Source organism: Sphingopyxis sp. Q841 (assembly GCF_052384365.1).
Lineage (GTDB): Bacteria > Pseudomonadota > Alphaproteobacteria > Sphingomonadales > Sphingomonadaceae > Sphingopyxis > Sphingopyxis terrae_A.
In genome coordinates this window covers 1-14,439 of the sequence record NZ_JBQSUM010000005.1, presented here as the reverse complement: position 1 = coordinate 14,439, position 14,439 = coordinate 1, and the positions used below count along the sequence as shown (strand labels likewise).

Annotated in this window: 14 protein-coding genes; 10 read left to right on the top strand and 4 right to left on the bottom strand. The window is 64.4% G+C overall.

The window, feature by feature from the left end:
• Window positions 1–173 precede the first annotated feature (173 nt).
• The 4 genes from ACT17R_RS16715 to ACT17R_RS16700 all read left to right on the top strand — a co-directional run bounded on the left by ACT17R_RS16715 (window position 174) and on the right by ACT17R_RS16700 (window position 4,556).
• Entirely contained in the window at window positions 174–1,082 is a 909-nt protein-coding gene (locus tag ACT17R_RS16715) for a tyrosine-type recombinase/integrase (protein WP_186401981.1), read from the top strand.
• A 5-nt stretch (window positions 1,083–1,087) separates the two neighbouring features.
• Window positions 1,088–2,278, top strand: a complete 1,191-nt coding sequence (locus ACT17R_RS16710; protein ID WP_444809860.1) for an IS91 family transposase — start codon at window positions 1,088–1,090, stop codon at window positions 2,276–2,278.
• 487 nt (window positions 2,279–2,765) lie between these two features.
• Window positions 2,766–3,185: a DUF983 domain-containing protein gene (locus tag ACT17R_RS16705; protein WP_217373210.1), complete on the top strand. Its 420-nt coding sequence runs from the start codon at window positions 2,766–2,768 to the stop codon at window positions 3,183–3,185.
• 6 nt (window positions 3,186–3,191) lie between these two features.
• The gene (locus ACT17R_RS16700) at window positions 3,192–4,556 is read left to right on the top strand and encodes an aminotransferase-like domain-containing protein (protein WP_444809859.1); all 1,365 of its coding nucleotides are present in this window, start codon (window positions 3,192–3,194) and stop codon (window positions 4,554–4,556) included.
• Between the two features lie 82 nt (window positions 4,557–4,638).
• Here ACT17R_RS16700 and ACT17R_RS16695 read toward each other — a convergent pair whose 3' ends face one another.
• A complete protein-coding gene (locus ACT17R_RS16695; protein WP_062900933.1) occupies window positions 4,639–5,334 on the bottom strand; it encodes an anti-sigma factor family protein in 696 nt (231 codons plus the stop codon).
• A complete protein-coding gene (locus ACT17R_RS16690; protein WP_062900934.1) occupies window positions 5,331–5,819 on the bottom strand; it encodes an RNA polymerase sigma factor in 489 nt (162 codons plus the stop codon). Before ACT17R_RS16690 ends, ACT17R_RS16695 begins: the two co-directional genes overlap by 4 nt.
• Before the next feature lie 100 nt (window positions 5,820–5,919).
• Here ACT17R_RS16690 and ACT17R_RS16685 point away from each other — a divergent pair, with 100 nt between their 5' ends.
• The gene (locus ACT17R_RS16685) at window positions 5,920–7,191 is read left to right on the top strand and encodes a S8 family serine peptidase (protein ID WP_444809858.1); all 1,272 of its coding nucleotides are present in this window, start codon (window positions 5,920–5,922) and stop codon (window positions 7,189–7,191) included.
• A 92-nt stretch (window positions 7,192–7,283) separates the two neighbouring features.
• Window positions 7,284–8,210, top strand: a complete 927-nt coding sequence (locus ACT17R_RS16680; RefSeq protein WP_444809857.1) for a hypothetical protein — start codon at window positions 7,284–7,286, stop codon at window positions 8,208–8,210.
• Window positions 8,211–8,434: 224 nt separating this feature from the next.
• Here ACT17R_RS16680 and ACT17R_RS16675 read toward each other — a convergent pair whose 3' ends face one another.
• Window positions 8,435–9,070 (bottom strand): TetR/AcrR family transcriptional regulator, encoded by a 636-nt coding sequence (locus ACT17R_RS16675; protein WP_444809856.1) that lies wholly within the window; start codon window positions 9,068–9,070, stop codon window positions 8,435–8,437.
• A gap of 78 nt (window positions 9,071–9,148) precedes the next feature.
• Here ACT17R_RS16675 and ACT17R_RS16670 point away from each other — a divergent pair, with 78 nt between their 5' ends.
• Genes ACT17R_RS16670 through mhpA form a run of 4 tightly spaced genes read left to right on the top strand, consistent with a single transcriptional unit; the run spans window position 9,149 to window position 13,542 of the window.
• Window positions 9,149–10,168 carry a VOC family protein gene (locus tag ACT17R_RS16670; RefSeq protein WP_444809855.1) on the top strand — a complete coding sequence of 340 codons (1,020 nt, stop codon included), beginning with the start codon at window positions 9,149–9,151 and terminating at the stop codon, window positions 10,166–10,168.
• Window positions 10,165–11,004 carry a fumarylacetoacetate hydrolase family protein gene (locus ACT17R_RS16665; RefSeq protein ID WP_444809854.1) on the top strand — a complete coding sequence of 280 codons (840 nt, stop codon included), beginning with the start codon at window positions 10,165–10,167 and terminating at the stop codon, window positions 11,002–11,004. Before ACT17R_RS16670 ends, ACT17R_RS16665 begins: the two co-directional genes overlap by 4 nt.
• 7 nt (window positions 11,005–11,011) lie before the next feature.
• Complete coding sequence (locus tag ACT17R_RS16660) at window positions 11,012–12,043, top strand: MBL fold metallo-hydrolase (RefSeq protein WP_444809853.1); 1,032 nt, start codon at window positions 11,012–11,014, stop codon at window positions 12,041–12,043.
• A 35-nt stretch (window positions 12,044–12,078) separates the two neighbouring features.
• The gene (gene mhpA / locus ACT17R_RS16655; RefSeq protein WP_444809891.1) at window positions 12,079–13,542 is read left to right on the top strand and encodes a bifunctional 3-(3-hydroxy-phenyl)propionate/3-hydroxycinnamic acid hydroxylase MhpA; all 1,464 of its coding nucleotides are present in this window, start codon (window positions 12,079–12,081) and stop codon (window positions 13,540–13,542) included.
• 506 nt (window positions 13,543–14,048) lie between these two features.
• On the opposite strand, the gene ACT17R_RS16650 is transcribed toward mhpA, so the two are convergent.
• Window positions 14,049–14,342: a hypothetical protein gene (locus tag ACT17R_RS16650; RefSeq protein ID WP_444809852.1), complete on the bottom strand. Its 294-nt coding sequence runs from the start codon at window positions 14,340–14,342 to the stop codon at window positions 14,049–14,051.
• Between the last annotated feature and the right edge of the window lie 97 nt (window positions 14,343–14,439).

Here is a 14,439-nt window from a genome sequence, read left to right as displayed (position 1 = left end):
CTGCGTGAAATGGCGAAGGTAGCTGCCGTCATCGCTTATTCCGCCCGATGCACGAACCACTTCGTGGATGGGTGCTAGCCTCGATGTAAAGAGCCCCAGCGAGCGCCGCGCCTGATTGAACGCTGGCGGCCAGAGGCAGACCCTTTCGACTCCTTTACCTGAGGAGTCGAACGATGAACGAGCTTGTCCAGATTGGCCCGATCAGCCCGCTGCGCCAGCGCCTGATCGACGATATGACCATGCGGCGCTTCTCGAAGGAGACGCAGCGTAACTATCTTCGCGACGTCGGGCGGTTCGCGACCTGGCTGGGGCGCTCGCCCCACACCGCGAGCGCCGAGGATATCCGGCAGTTCCAGATCGAGCAGCAACAGGCGGGCGTCCCCGCACCAACGATGAACAGCATCGTCGGCGCGCTGAGGTTCTTCTTCACGCACACGCTCGACCGCCCCGACCTCGCGCGCAAGCTCGTCCGCACGAGGCAGGTTCGCAAGATCCCGGTGGTACTGACCATGGCCGAGGTGAAGCGCCTGCTCGATGCAACGCGCTCGCTCAAGCACCAGGCCGCGCTGTCGGTCGCTTACGGCGCGGGCCTGCGCGTTGCCGAGGTGTCGGCGCTCAAGGTCAGCGATATCGACAGCAAGCGCATGCTGCTCAGGATCGAGCGCGGTAAAGGCGGCCGATATCGCAACGCGATGCTGCCCGAAGGCCTGCTCCTGCTCCTGCGCGACTGGTGGCGCGCGGGGCGGCAGCAGGGCATCTTGCTGCCCGATGGCTGGCTCTTCCCCGGACAGAGCGCCGCGGCGCCGATCAGCACGCGTCAGCTCTACCGCGTCGTCGTCGAAGCTGCCGAGGCCGCCGACATCGACAAGCGTGTTGGTCCGCACACCCTGCGCCACAGTTTCGCCACCCACCTGCTCGAGGATGGCGTCGATATCCGCGTCATCCAGGCATTGCTCGGCCATGCCAAGCTAAACACCACCGCCTTCTATACGCAGGTCGCGACCAAGACCGTGCGGTCGATCGTCAGCCCGCTCGACAGGCTCGCGCTGGCATCGCCGAGCGAGAAGGCGCCTGACGGTTAGGGTTCGTGCGCGCCTCGCTCGAGGTCGCCGACATCTTCCGTGCTGCTGGCCCTGCCTATCGCATGGCCCATACCGGGCATCTCAGCCTGCATCAGCTGAGGATCATGTCGGCGATCGAACATTGCCGCACCGCCGCTTTGGGTGGCCACGTCGAGGCTTGCACCGACTGCGGCCACTGGCGGATCGCGTACAACAGCTGCCGCAACCGGCACTGCCCCAGGTGCCAGGGCGCCGCCGCGCGCAGCTGGCTCGAAGCGCGCGAGGCCGATCTCCTCCCGGTCGGTTACTTCCATGTCGTGTTCACCCTGCCTGCCGAGGTCGCCGCGATCGCCTATTACAACAAGGCGCTGGTCTATGACCTCTTGTTCAAGGCCGCGGCCGATACGATGATGACCATCGCCGCCGATCCCAAGCACCTCGGCGCCCGGATCGGCATCACCGCCGTCCTCCATACCTGGGGCTCGGCGCTCACCCATCATCCGCACATCCACATGATCGTGCCCGGCGGCGGCATCTCGCGCGATGGGACACGCTGGATATCAGCACGCCCGGCCTTCCTGCTGCCGGTCCGCGTGCTCGGCGCCCTGTTCCGCCGCCTGTTCCTCACCCGGCTGAGCGCCCTCCATGATCGCGGGCAGCTCGCATTCTACGGCAGCATGTCGGATCTTGCCGAGCGGCGTGCATTCCTGCGGCACCTCTCACCCGTCAGGAAGAAGCGCTGGGTGGTCTATGCCAAGCCGCCATTCGCGGGCCCCGAGGCCGTGCTCGCTTACCTCGCGCGCTACACTCACCGCGTCGCCATATCGAACAGCCGCCTTCTCCGATTCGACGAGGCCGGGGTCACCTTCCGCTACAAGGATTACCGCAAGGCCGGCGCCGGACGGCAGCAGGTCATGACCCTCGCCGCCGACGAGTTCATCCGCCGCTTTCTCCTCCACGCCCTGCCGCGCGGGTTCCACCGCATCCGCCACTATGGCCTCCTCGCCAGCGCACGCCGCAAGGACCATCTCGAACGCGCCCGCCGCCTGCTCGATGTCGCACCCCCTCCGGTCGACGAACCGAACGACGAGCCCGAGCCCCGCCCGACCTGCCCGTGCTGCGGCGGCACGATGATCATCATTGAGGTCTTCGAGCGCCGCTATCCGCCTCGCGCGCCGCCACCGCTTGCGGTCTCATCCGGGATACCGGCGCCGTGACCCGGCACGGCCTGGCACCGACACGATCCAGCGTACACCCGCGCCTGGGAGCGGCCCCGCTCGCGCCGACGCTGCCCAATAGCAGACGCCGGAACCGCAAAATCGGACGGTCCGACTTTCGGCGTCCGCTTTTACGGCCCATATCCAGACGGTCCGATCTCAGATACGTCCGATTTTGGGCAGCAACGTCCAGCACCATGACCTGCGCAAAACAGCTTTCCCCATAGCTCGGCTCATGACCACCGCGGTTCGGGCACCGAAGACTTTCTGACGCCTCCCGGCGTCTGAAACTCTCAACGGTATCGGCCTGTCGGCTTTCAGGCGGCGGTTCTGAAGGAGCGGACGTACGAAACCGATGGGGCGGCGATGACAGCTCCCCACCGCTAACGGACCTGCACGCTGGTCCGGACGTCTCTACCCCCTGTGGACAAATCGCGCGCGGTATATTATGTATGGTCTATTGCATGGCTTTATGTGGGTTTTGTATATGGCTGAAGAATTCGAGGCCCGCGAGAAATGGGCGTGGATATATAAATCCGGTCTCCACGGTCTCTGCCCACGCTGCGGACAGGGCCGGATGTTCAAGCGTTGGCTTAAGGTCACGGATCAATGCCCGACTTGCGGCTTGAACTATGATTTTGCGACGCCCGATGACGGACCCGCTTTTTTCTCCTTATGCTTTATCGCTTTTCCCCTCCTCTTTCTGGTTGTGTGGTTCGAAGTCGCTTTCAGCCCACCCTGGTGGATGCACGCGCTCGTCTCGGTGCCGCTTATGATTATTCCTTGCGTCCTCGCGCTCCATCCGATCAAGGGATGGCTCGTCGCATCCCAATATGTGAACAAGGCGCAGGAAGCGGGGACAGACGCCCTTTGGGCCAAACTCAATGCGCGCGCCAAGGAGGAGTGACCAGGCGTGGTCAAGAAGGACTGGCTTCCCGATCTCGATAGCGCTGATGGCCCCAAATATCTTGCGATCGCCGATTCTATGGCCGCGGCGATCGAAGCGGGCGACCTGCGCGGCGGCGATCGCCTCCCCCCGCAGCGTGATCTCGCTGCCCGTCTCGGTGTCGATCTTACCACTGTCACCAAAGCTTATGACCAGGCCCGAAATCGCGGCTTGATTGTGGCGCGCGGACGCGCCGGAAGTTTCGTCCTGCCACAGGACGTAATGGCCGCGGGGCCGCCTCCGCGCGATACCGGCATGAACATGCCGCCCGAAGTGGAAGGCGGGTCGCTGCTTGCATTGTGGGAGCGAACGACCAGTGCGCTGCTGAGCGCGCCCGGCGCGGGAGGCCGCCTCCATTACGTCCCGGCCGGTGGAAGCGAAGCCGATCGGATCGCAGGCACGAAGATTTTCGAGCGCGTCAGCCTGGCGAGCCATCCGGACGAAGTAATCGTGACCTCGGGCTCGCAGAACGCCCTGCACGCGATTATCGGCGCGGCGCTGGCGCCCGGCGATACGGTCGCCTGCGGGCCCTATGTCTATCCAGGCTTCCTTGCGCTCGCCCGAAAAGCCGGGTTGAAGCTCGCGCCCATGACCCGCATTGAGGCAGCGAATCTGGAAGCCCTTTGCCGAACGAGAAAGATCGCCGCTCTTTACCTCGTGCCGACCAACGACAATCCGACGACGACGACCCTGAACGCGGACGAGCGGGCGGCCATCGCCGAGGTCGCTCTGCGGCACGCTATCCAGATCATCGAGGATGATGCCTATGGTCTGCTGGACGAGCGGCCGCTGGCACCTCTGGCCAGCCTGGTGCCGGAACTTGGATGGTACATTGCGACCAGTTCGAAGATCATCTCGCCGGCATTGCGCGTCGCGCATGTCCGGGCGCCGTCCCTCCGACAGGCGATGGCTCTGGCCGCCGTGGTGCACGACACTAATGTGATGGCGCCTCCGCTTAACGCCGCGCTCCTGACCTGCTGGGTCGAAGACGGCCGCTATGACCGGCTGATCGCCGAAACGCGCGCGGAGGCCAAAAGGCGCCAGGCGCTTGCAGCCGAGATTTTGCCACCCGCAAGCTATGCCGCCCATCCTTGCGGCTACCATCTTTGGGTGTCGCTTGGCGACGACGACAACGCGGCGCAGATCGGCAGCGCTCTTGCCGGCGCAGGGATGACCGCAATATCGGCGGACAGCTTCTCAGCCGACGATGTGCGCGCGCCAGCCGTGCGTGTATCCCTTGGCGGAGCAATTGACACGGCGGGCCTGCGGCGCGGGCTAACGATGCTCTCGTTGTATTTGACGTCTGCCGGGCCACTGCCGCCGGTTATTTGATGCCGTGCGAAGCTGGCCGATTGCTGACGGGCAGCTTTAAACCGACTTCGTGTGTAAAGCCGACGTTGCACAACAACCGGCTTTAGCGGTCCCAGCCAGCGTCACGGGCAGCGCGTTCGGCTGCGGCATCGAACGCATCACCTGCCATCATCGCTGCCGTAGCCGCCGCGAGGTCGCCCGACGACGCCTGCCGGTACGCGCGGGCCTTCTGACCGGCCGCGGTGCGTTCGAGCGCCCAGCGACCGTCTTCGCGGCAGCCGATGCCCGACAAGTCGCGACCCGCGAAGCTGCGGCAGATACGGCCCGCCCTGTCGCGAAAGCTCAGAGCGATGCGGATATCGGCGTCGGCCGGCTGATTCGATGCCAGCTGCGTGTCTAGCGCTTCGGCCAGACCTCCCGACGCGACCAGCATACCGTTGGCACTGGTCACGTCCGGCGCCGGCGCCCAAGGCCGGAGGCCGAGGGTCAGACCCAGCAGCAGCGATGCGGCGATAGCGCCCCAATTGGCGGGCGCGAACCGCGCGCGCCTTGCTTCGCGGCGCTCGGACAGGCTGGTGTCCACGCCCTCCCCGACCAACAAGGCGCGCAGGCGATCAGGCACCGGTTCATCGACCACAGGTGCGAAATGCGCGGAAATCTGGGCGCTCAGCACACGATAACGCGCAATCTCGGCAGCGAGGGCGGCGTCGCTTTCAGCGTCGCGTTCGATCCGGCGCGCGGTCAGATCGTCGAGTTCGCCGTCGACATAAGCAGCGATGGTAGCGGGGTCGAAGCTCATGCGGCCTCTCCAAGCAAATGCATCAGCGTTTCACGTCCACGCGCGAGCCGCGATGTCACGGTGCCGATCGGCACCTCCAATATGTCCGCCGCCTCGCGATAGGCATAGCCTTCCACCAGCACGAGCATCACAACCTCGCGCTGCTCATCAGGAAGCCGGGCCATCGCGCCGTCGACGTCGCCGCGCAGCGCGCCCGCCTCAACCTCGGCGATCCCGTCGCCGGCGATCTGCGTGACCGCGTCGTCGATCGGGGTATGGACGCCGCGCCGGCCAGCAACACGGCGGTGGTCGATCCAGAGGTTGCGGGTGATCCGGTACATCCAGCTGTCCAGTCTCGTTCCTTGTTGCCATTGTTCGCGCGATTTCAAGGCGCGCTCGATCGCCGCCTGACACAGGTCGTCGGCATCGCTGGCGCTCTGCGCCAGCCCGCGCGCAAAGCGACGCAGGCGCGGTAACAGCTCGACCAGTTCCTCTTCGAAGCGCATCGCTCTCTTTTCGGTTGTTTGAGGAAGAAACGATGACCTTCTATCGTTTCTTCCACATCCTGCTAAATTTTCCGGCAAGACGATGGGCGCGAGAGTAACGATGCGAATCTGGACGACAGGGCTGGTGGCAATCTGCCTCGCGATCGGCGGTGCTGGTCCGCGTGCAGCGGCGCAGGTCGCGCTGCCGTCGGCGCAGTTGCCCGAGGCCGGGCGGGTCCTGTCAACGCTGCCCGACACGGGTGTCCTTGAACGTCTGGTCGCGACGAGCGAGCGGCTGACGCAGCTTCGGCTCGACCGCATCGACGCGCTGGTGCGTAACCATCGCGACAGCATCGAGCTCGACGATCGCGGCGAGCCCGCGGTGCGCGGCGTGCTGATCGCCAGCGGCGTCGACGACGCCATGATCCGGCGTGCGGCAGAGGCAGGTTTCGCCCTGATCGAGCGCGAGCGTATCGAGGGACTCGATCTCGATCTTGCACGATTTTCTGTGCCCGAAGGGCGCCGCCTGGCCCGCGCGCGCAAACAGCTTGCGAAGCTGCTGCCCGCTGCCGCGGTCGATGCCGACAATCTCTATTTCGCGAGCGGCCCCGGCGGCGCACTGCCCAGGTCGGCGCTCGCGACGACTGCGGGCGGCGGCAAGGCCAGCCTTGGCCTGATCGACGGCGGGGTCGCGGCGCATCCGTCGCTGGCGGGGCGTGTCGAGCAGCGCGGCTTTGCAAGGGGCGCCCCGACGGCGAGCCGCCACGGCACAGCGGTTGCCTCGCTGCTCGTCGGCAGCGGCGCGATAACGGGCGCCGCCGCCGGACAGCGGCTACTGGCCGCCGATGTCTATGGCACCGATCCCGCCGGCGGGAACGCCAGCGCGATCGCCCGTGCGCTCGGCTGGCTTGCGCAAAGCCGCGTCGCGGTGACGACGATCAGTCTGGTCGGTCCCGACAACAAGCTGCTGTCAGCCGCGGTGCGGCGTGCGCAACAGCGCGGAATGTTGATCGTCGCCGCGGTCGGCAACGACGGGCCCGCAGCGCCGCCCGCCTATCCGGCCTCCTATCGCGGTGTTTTCGCGGTGACCGGCGTCGACGCGAAAGGGCGCGTTCTACCCGAGGCGGGCCGCGCGCTGCACGTCGATTTCGCCGCACCCGGCGATGCGGTGCTGGCGGCGACGGGCACCGCGGGCACCGACCGGCTGCGCGGAACCTCCTTTGCCGCACCGCTCGTTGCGGGGCGGCTGGCCCTTCGCTATCCCGCTCCATCGGTGGACCGCATCGGTCCGGCCGTCACCGGGCTGGTGATGGAAGCGCGCGACCTTGGCCATAAGGGGCGCGACAAAGTCTACGGCCACGGCCTGATTTGCGGCGCTTGCGGCGGCCGCTGACACTTTTCGATATTTTCCGGAATAAAGTCGAACACGCCATCGTTCTCTCCACAGGCCCCACCCCCTCGGGTCGCACATTCAGGAGTAGGACAATGGCACATCGTATTTTCATTCCGGCCATCGCGCTTGCCGCCACGGCCATGGCATTTTCGACGCCCGCTTCGGCGCAGCTGCTGGGCGGCAGCGGCGGACTGACCGGCGGCCTCGGCGGATCGCTGGGCGGTACGCTCGGCAATCCGGCCGGTCCCATCGGCGGCACGCTCGGCAGCGCGGGCGAACTTAGCGGCACCGGCCGCGGCGACACGAATATCGACCGCCGCTCGGGCCGTGTGCAGGGCAAGGGCAATGCAGGGGCAAACGGCAAGGGCACGGCGAACGGAAACGCCAATCTTCTCGGCAACCCGATCGGCGGGACGGTCGATGGCTCCGGCCGTGCTTCGGGCAACGGCAGCCTCGGCGCGCAGGCCGTCGGAACCGATTTCGTCGGCCAGACCGCGCGCGGCGCCGTCGGCACGGCGCAAGGAACCGCTTCGACCGTCACCGGAACGGCGCGCGGCGCAGTCGGCAACGTCCGCGATCGAACGGGTGGCGCAGCTTCGGGCCTTTCGGGTGCCGCGAACGGCGCGGGCTCAGGAGCGGGCGGCTTCCAGGGCAGCCTTGGCCAGTTGGCCGTCGCGGGCAGCGGCGCCGCATCGGGCGCGGGCGTGTTCGCGGTCGAACCCGGCATGGCGGTGACCGACGCGCGGGGCAAGGTAATCGGCTATGTTCAGGATATCCGTCAGACCGGCGGCGGTGTTGTACAAGCGGTGACAGTCGAGGTCGGCAACCGTGTCGCGACGATCCCCGCCGCAAGCTTTACCGGATCGGGCGATGTCCTCGTCACCGGCATGACCAAGGGCGAGCTAAAGAAAGCGGCCGAACGGCAGCAAGATGCCGGCGGCCAGCCGCAGAACGAGGCCGCTCCGCAGGCCGCACCCGCGGGCCAGCGCGCCGAGCGCGTCGACAACCGCAAAAATTGAGACCCACCGGCCCCAAAGGGGGAATGCGCCGGCCATCGTGCCGGCGCATTCTGACGCCTGGCGGCGTCTGAAACTCTCAACGATAGCGGTCGGTCCGCTTTAAGGCTTCTTATTGCAGCAACGGACATTCCTACGGACAGGCGTGATTGGCATGCTCTGCCGGATTCACCTCGGCGCTGAACGGCGGCATGTTGTCGACCGGGATACTCTTGGGCCACTTCCCCTTAGCTGCCCCGGTCCTCGTTCAGGAGTCTGGACGCTATCCGGACGACATGATCTTCGCTGGCTCCAAGGCCCGATAAGCCGAGTATCAGCATATCCGCCATACGCCGGTTTGCTTCCGCTGTACCAAACGGTCGCTCAATGAGATTGGTCATCAAGACCTGACAGAGGCCTAGCCAATAAAGAACGCCGCTGTCCTTCGCCTCGGGCCGCAGCAGACCGAGAGCACAGGCAGCCTCGAAATCGCCAAGCACCCCTTTATTCAGCGGGTGCGCTCGCACGGTCGAACTGCCGTGGCTGCGCAGAAGAACCGCAGTACGCTTGGGGTTGGACAGAGCGAATTCGGCGCCGACCCGCATGCCACCAGCGATGCGCTCAATCGGATCCGCGATACCATTGTTGGCGCGGGCAATCTGGTCCTCCAACTCCAGCCTGACCTCGGTCGCAATAGCTTCCGCAAAAGCCTGTTTGTCGGCGAAATGGTTGAAGAAACTGCCTTTTGCCACACCGGCTTTCGCGACGACCTCGTCGATCGGAATGGCGTCAATCGGCTTTTCGGCGAGCAGATCAAAACCTGCCGAGATCAGCGCGGCACGGGTTCGGGCAGCGCGGGGGGAAAGAACGGGTCGTGCGGCCATACCCCCCCCTACTTGACTATACGGTCAGATTCAACCTATTTGACCAAATAGTCATAAACGAGTCGCAAGGAAGAGATCATGCCCGTCATCAAGGTGGAAGACATTGCGCACGTGCGCTTTGCCGCGCCTGACTTTGCGGCAATGCGTGGCTTTCTCGAAGATTTCGGGATGACGGTGTTCGAGCACGGCGGGCGTCTCTACGGCAAAGGCAGCGACGGCCGCCCCTTCGTCCATGTCACCGAACCCGGCGAGGCGAAGTTTCTCTCTGTCGGATTACGCGCCGAAACGCTCGGCGACCTCGACCGGCTCGCGGCTTCCGAGGGGGTGATGGTCGAAAATCTCGATGAACCCGGCGGCGGCAAAATCGTGCGGTTGACCGACCCCGATGGTTATGGCGTCGAGGTGGTGGCCGGACAAGCGAAGAGCGAGGCAAGTTTTCCATTCTCCGACCAGCCACGCAACACCGCCGCCGCGAAGCCGCGCTTTCGCTCCACCGTGCGGCTCGATGCCGCGCCCGCGCATGTGCGTCGTATCGGCCATGCAGTGCTCAAGGTGCGCGATTTTCGCACGTCCGAAGCCTGGTACAAACAGCGTTTCGGCTTCCTGACCTCTGATGAGGTAGAAGCTGCTAAAGACGTCCCGCTCGGCGCCTTCATGCGCTGCGACCGCGGCGACAAGCCCGCCGATCACCACACGATCTTTCTGGCGCAGTTGCCGGGCGAACTCGGCCTGCTACACGCGGCGTTCGAGGTGGCCAATCTCGATGATCTGATGCTGGGTCATCAATATCTGAAGGCGAAGAAGCGGCAGCCTGCGTGGGGCGTAGGGCGCCACATCATGGGCAGCCAGATCTTCGATTATTGGAAGGATCCGTTCGGCAACGAGCTCGAACATTGGACCGACGGCGACCTGTTTATCGCCGACGACCCGCCGCAAAAGCAGCCGATGAGCGCATTGCTTGCGGTGCAGTGGGGAAGCCCGCACCCGATGCTCGCCGGCAAACGCCCACCCCCGCCCGGTCTCATCGCCTTCTTCACCGCCCTGCAAATCCGTCTCCGGCGGCTGCTGCGCCGCCAGTCCAAGGAATTATCCGCATGAAACTCGCCACCTATAGCGCCGACGGCCAGACCCGCACCGGCATTGTCGTCGGGGACAGTGTCATCGACACCGGGATCGACGGCACGATGATCGACCTGATCCGTGACTGGAACAGGCTCAAACCTGCGCTGGAAGCGAAGGCCGCCGCGGGAGGCGGTGTGCCGCTGTCGTCGGTCAAGCTCGAGGCGCCGGTCCAGCGCCCCGGCAAGATCTTTGCCATCGGGCTGAATTATGCCGACCATATCGCCGAATCGAAAATGGCGACGCCCGAACGGCAGGTCTGGTTCACCAAGGCCCAAACCAGCGTCAACGGCCCCTACGACCCGATTGAAATCGCCAAAGGCACGATGACCGTCGACTATGAGGTCGAGCTCGTGGCGATCGTCGGCCAGGGCGGGAAGCATATTGCCGCTTCCGACGCGCCCGCTGCAATCTTCGGCTACTGCGTCGGCAACGATGTCACCGAACGCATGTGGCAGCACGCGACCCCGCAATGGTCGCTCGGCAAAAGCTTCGACACGCATGCGCCGATGGGGCCGTGGATTGTCACCGCGGACGAAATCGGAGATCCGCACACACTGGGCCTGCGCTGCTTCGTCAATGGCGAGAAACGGCAGGATTCGAACACCGAGCACCTTGTGTTCAACGTCTGGGAACAGGTCGAACATCTGTCCGTAGGAATGACGCTGGAGCCTGGCGATATACTGTTTACCGGCACGCCGGGCGGCATCGGCGCCGCGATGGATCCACGTCAGTTCCTCCAGGCCGGCGATGTCGTGCGCTGTGAAATCGAAAGAATCGGCGCGATCGAAGCGACCATGGTTGCCGAAGGCTGAGGGACTCATGCTTCGCAAGATCCTTTATGCAGTACTGGCTCTCACCATCCTTCTGCTCGCTCTCGCCTATTTCAATCGCGACAGCCTGATGGACGCCTCAATCCGCGACAAGCTGCAGCAAAAGCCCAACCCGACCTTCCTTGCGAACGACGGGCATATCCGCGTCCTTCTCTGCGGCACCGGCTCGCCGGAGGCCAGCGCCGCGAGGGCGCAGGCCTGCACCCTAGTGTCGGCGGGCGGACGCATGTTCCTGTTTGACGTTGGCGACGGTGCAGTACGGTCGCTGGAGCAATCGCGGGCACCTGTGGGCAGGCTGGAACGCGTGTTCATCACCCATTTCCATTCGGACCATTTCAACGACCTCGGCACACTGATCAATGCCGGCTGGATCTGGGGGCGAAAGACGCCGCTGGAAATCGAGGGGCCCGTGGGCATGCGCGGCGTCCTCGCCGGCCTCGCGAAAAGCTATGCGCTCGATGAAAGCTATCGCAGCGCCAATATGCCGCACCTTGCCGAACGGCGCGAAGTCGCCTTCGGCAAGCCGCTGGAGGTGTCGTTCGCAGGAGGGCAACGGACGACCCGCGTCTATGACAAGGACGGCGTGACGATCGACGCCACGTTGGTGGCGCACGACCCGGTCAAGCCAGCGCTTGGCTATATTCTGGAATATCGCGGCAAAAAAGTCTTCATCAGCGGCGATACCGAGGTCAGCCCGCTAAATATGGACGCAATGCGGGGCGCCGACCTTGCCGTTCACGAATCCTATGCTGCGCATATGGTCCGGCGCGCGATCCCGCAGATGAAGAAGCTGGGGATGGACTTTGAGGCCGAGGTAGCGACGCGCACCATTCCCTATCACGCCGACAACATCGCGCTCGCGAAGCAAGCGCAGGCCGCCGGAGTCAAACATCTACTGCTCACCCACCTGATCCCCTACCCCGACAGTTTCATCGTGCGGCGCATGTATACCGAGGGAATGGCCGATCATTACAAGGAAAAGCTGACCGTCGGGCAGGACGGCATGCTGATCGTGCTGTGACCGATGTCGGCTCCACGCATTCAGAGACGCACGCGATGAGTTCCTTCGATTGCGACGTCCTGATAGCGGGCGGCGGTCCGACCGGCGTCACGCTGGCGATCCTCCTGGCAAAGCGCGGCGTGACGGTCATCGTCGCCGAAAAGGAAGCGGACATTTATCCACTGCCGCGCGCCGCGCATATCGATCATGAATGCATGCGCATCCTGCAGGAGGCGGGAGCCGCGGACGCGGTGTTCGCTACAAGCCGCCGCGTCGCCCGCTACGATTTCCTGAACGCCAAGGGCGCGGTGCTGCTGCGCTTCGACGGATCCGACAGGATTGGTGCCGGCGGCTGGCCCGCAGCGAACATGATCCACCAGCCCTCGGTGGAAACAGTGCTGCGCCGGTCACTGGCCGGATATGAAAATGCCAAGTTGCATGGTGGGTGGGAGCTTCAGTCCTTTGACGATGATGGCGAAGGCGTGTCGGCCTGCATCACCACGCCAGAGGGAGAGCGAACGATCCGCGCCCGTTATCTCGTCGGCGCCGATGGCGCGCGTTCGCCGGTCCGCGAGGCCGCCGGAATAGCCTTCGACGATCTTGCCTTCGAAGAACCCTGGCTTGTGGTCGATGTGCTGGTCAGTGATTACTCTCGGCTGCCGGATGCCAATCTGCAAATCTGCAATCCCGACCGACCCACGACTTGCGTCCTGATGGGCGAAGGGCGGCATCGATGGGAATTCATGATCAAACCCGGCGAAACCGCGGAGCAAGTCAGCGACGATGCCTTCGTCGAGAAGTTGCTGGCGCCCTGGAATGTAGCAGGGGCGGTGCGGATCGAACGCAAAGCCGTCTATACCTTTCGCGCGCGGATCGCCGAGCAATGGCGCAAAGGGAATATCCTGCTCGCAGGCGACGCCGCGCATCAGACACCGCCCTTCGCGGGACAGGGGATGTGTTCGGGATTGCGCGACGCCGCGAACCTTGCTTGGAAACTTGCCGCCATGATCAAGGATGGCGCGCCCGACGCATTACTCGATAGCTATCAGCCTGAGCGCGCACCGCATGTGCGTGCGACGATCCAGATGGCGATCATGATGGGGCGAATGGTTTGCACGACCAGTAAATGGTCGGCCTTCCGGCGTGATCTGATGTTCCGGCTGGGCCGCCTACTGCGGAAACTGCCGGACGGGCCTACGGCCTACCCTCCGATCGCGGCCGGCGTAATCCTGCCAGGCAACTCTGCCGCGGGCAGCTATTTCCCGCAAGCAATCGCAGACGACGGCACTCGGCTCGACGACGTTCTTGGCGCCGATTCCTGGCTGATTTCGCGCTGCGACCTGGACGACGCGCGGCTGAGACCTTTCGCAGAACCGCTCGGCGACTGGCTGGCAAATCATCAGGCAGAGTCCGTGCTGGTTCGCTCGGACCACTATGTTTTCGGGACGGGCTCCCCCGACGAGATGCTGACAGCATGGAAGCAGGCGGTGAGCCCAGCGGGTGCCCGAACAACGGAGTAGATCAAGGATTGGCCGATTGCGGTCAGGCTGCTTCTGGCTATCGAATCTGCGATTGCTGACCTTCAATTATAGTAGCTCGGCGTCCCTTGAGCGTGGCCTGAACGGTAAATTCAATCAATTGTCGGGGGCAATGAAGCCACACCGTCGGGATACGATTATTCGGATCTCATGCCAGATTGGCAGATTAAGTAGGCTGCATTGCACCGACACGTGCAGAAATCCATTTCCCGGCCTCCGCGATCGCGGCGTTGCCGGCGACAGGAATGCCATGTTGAAAGAGCGGCCAAGCGTGGACCATTTCGGGCCAGACGCGCAGCGTCACATCGCCCCCTGCCAATGCGAAGCGATGGGCCAAGTGGGTAGCGTCGGAGGGGTCGCCCCGCGAGTCGCTGAAAACGCCAACTCTGGCCGGTTTCGGCGTGGCGGCTTTCAGGCGGCGAGCCTGAAGAAGCGGACGTTCGAAACCGATGTGGCGACCATGACAGCTCGCGACCGATTGCGGACGTTCAGCCAAACAACCGGCTGCACAGATACAGCGACAGTTCGCGAGCACGCTGTCCCCAACGGAAGAAATGAAGCCGGAAGACGAAATGCGCGTCGTTGAGGCTGACATGCTCAGCAAACCATAAAACCTCGCGCATGTTTAACGTAAGGTCAGCCAAGTCATCGATTGCCTCAGCGACCATCAGCGCGTCGTCTAAAGATCCAGTGGCGCCCGCTACCGGATAAGCGCCATAAGTTGGAAAACGTGCCGCCACTTCGGCGTAGAGAGATGCGCCGTTTTGCCTCGGCGCGTCCACGCAACTGGCGCTTGAAGCCGCGGGCTGTTCGTCAGCCAGGGTCGTGCAAAAGCCCAGGCTGCTCAGCGATAATGGTCCGAGCTACATCGCCGAGGAG

Excerpts from the sequence above, each read along its gene's own strand:
- ACT17R_RS16690 (WP_062900934.1), bottom strand. The coding sequence starts at position 5,819 with ATGCGCTTCGAAGAGGAACTGGTCGAGCTGTTACCGCGCCTGCGTCGC.
- ACT17R_RS16685 (WP_444809858.1), top strand. The coding sequence starts at position 5,920 with ATGCGAATCTGGACGACAGGGCTGGTGGCAATCTGCCTCGCGATCGGC.
- ACT17R_RS16675 (WP_444809856.1), bottom strand. The coding sequence starts at position 9,070 with ATGGCCGCACGACCCGTTCTTTCCCCCCGCGCTGCCCGAACCCGTGCC.
- mhpA (WP_444809891.1), top strand. The coding sequence starts at position 12,079 with ATGAGTTCCTTCGATTGCGACGTCCTGATAGCGGGCGGCGGTCCGACC.
- ACT17R_RS16695 (WP_062900933.1), bottom strand. The coding sequence starts at position 5,334 with ATGAGCTTCGACCCCGCTACCATCGCTGCTTATGTCGACGGCGAACTC.
- ACT17R_RS16715 (WP_186401981.1), top strand. The coding sequence starts at position 174 with ATGAACGAGCTTGTCCAGATTGGCCCGATCAGCCCGCTGCGCCAGCGC.
- ACT17R_RS16665 (WP_444809854.1), top strand. The coding sequence starts at position 10,165 with ATGAAACTCGCCACCTATAGCGCCGACGGCCAGACCCGCACCGGCATT.
- ACT17R_RS16670 (WP_444809855.1), top strand. The coding sequence starts at position 9,149 with ATGCCCGTCATCAAGGTGGAAGACATTGCGCACGTGCGCTTTGCCGCG.
- ACT17R_RS16660 (WP_444809853.1), top strand. The coding sequence starts at position 11,012 with ATGCTTCGCAAGATCCTTTATGCAGTACTGGCTCTCACCATCCTTCTG.
- ACT17R_RS16680 (WP_444809857.1), top strand. The coding sequence starts at position 7,284 with ATGGCACATCGTATTTTCATTCCGGCCATCGCGCTTGCCGCCACGGCC.
- ACT17R_RS16705 (WP_217373210.1), top strand. The coding sequence starts at position 2,766 with ATGGCTGAAGAATTCGAGGCCCGCGAGAAATGGGCGTGGATATATAAA.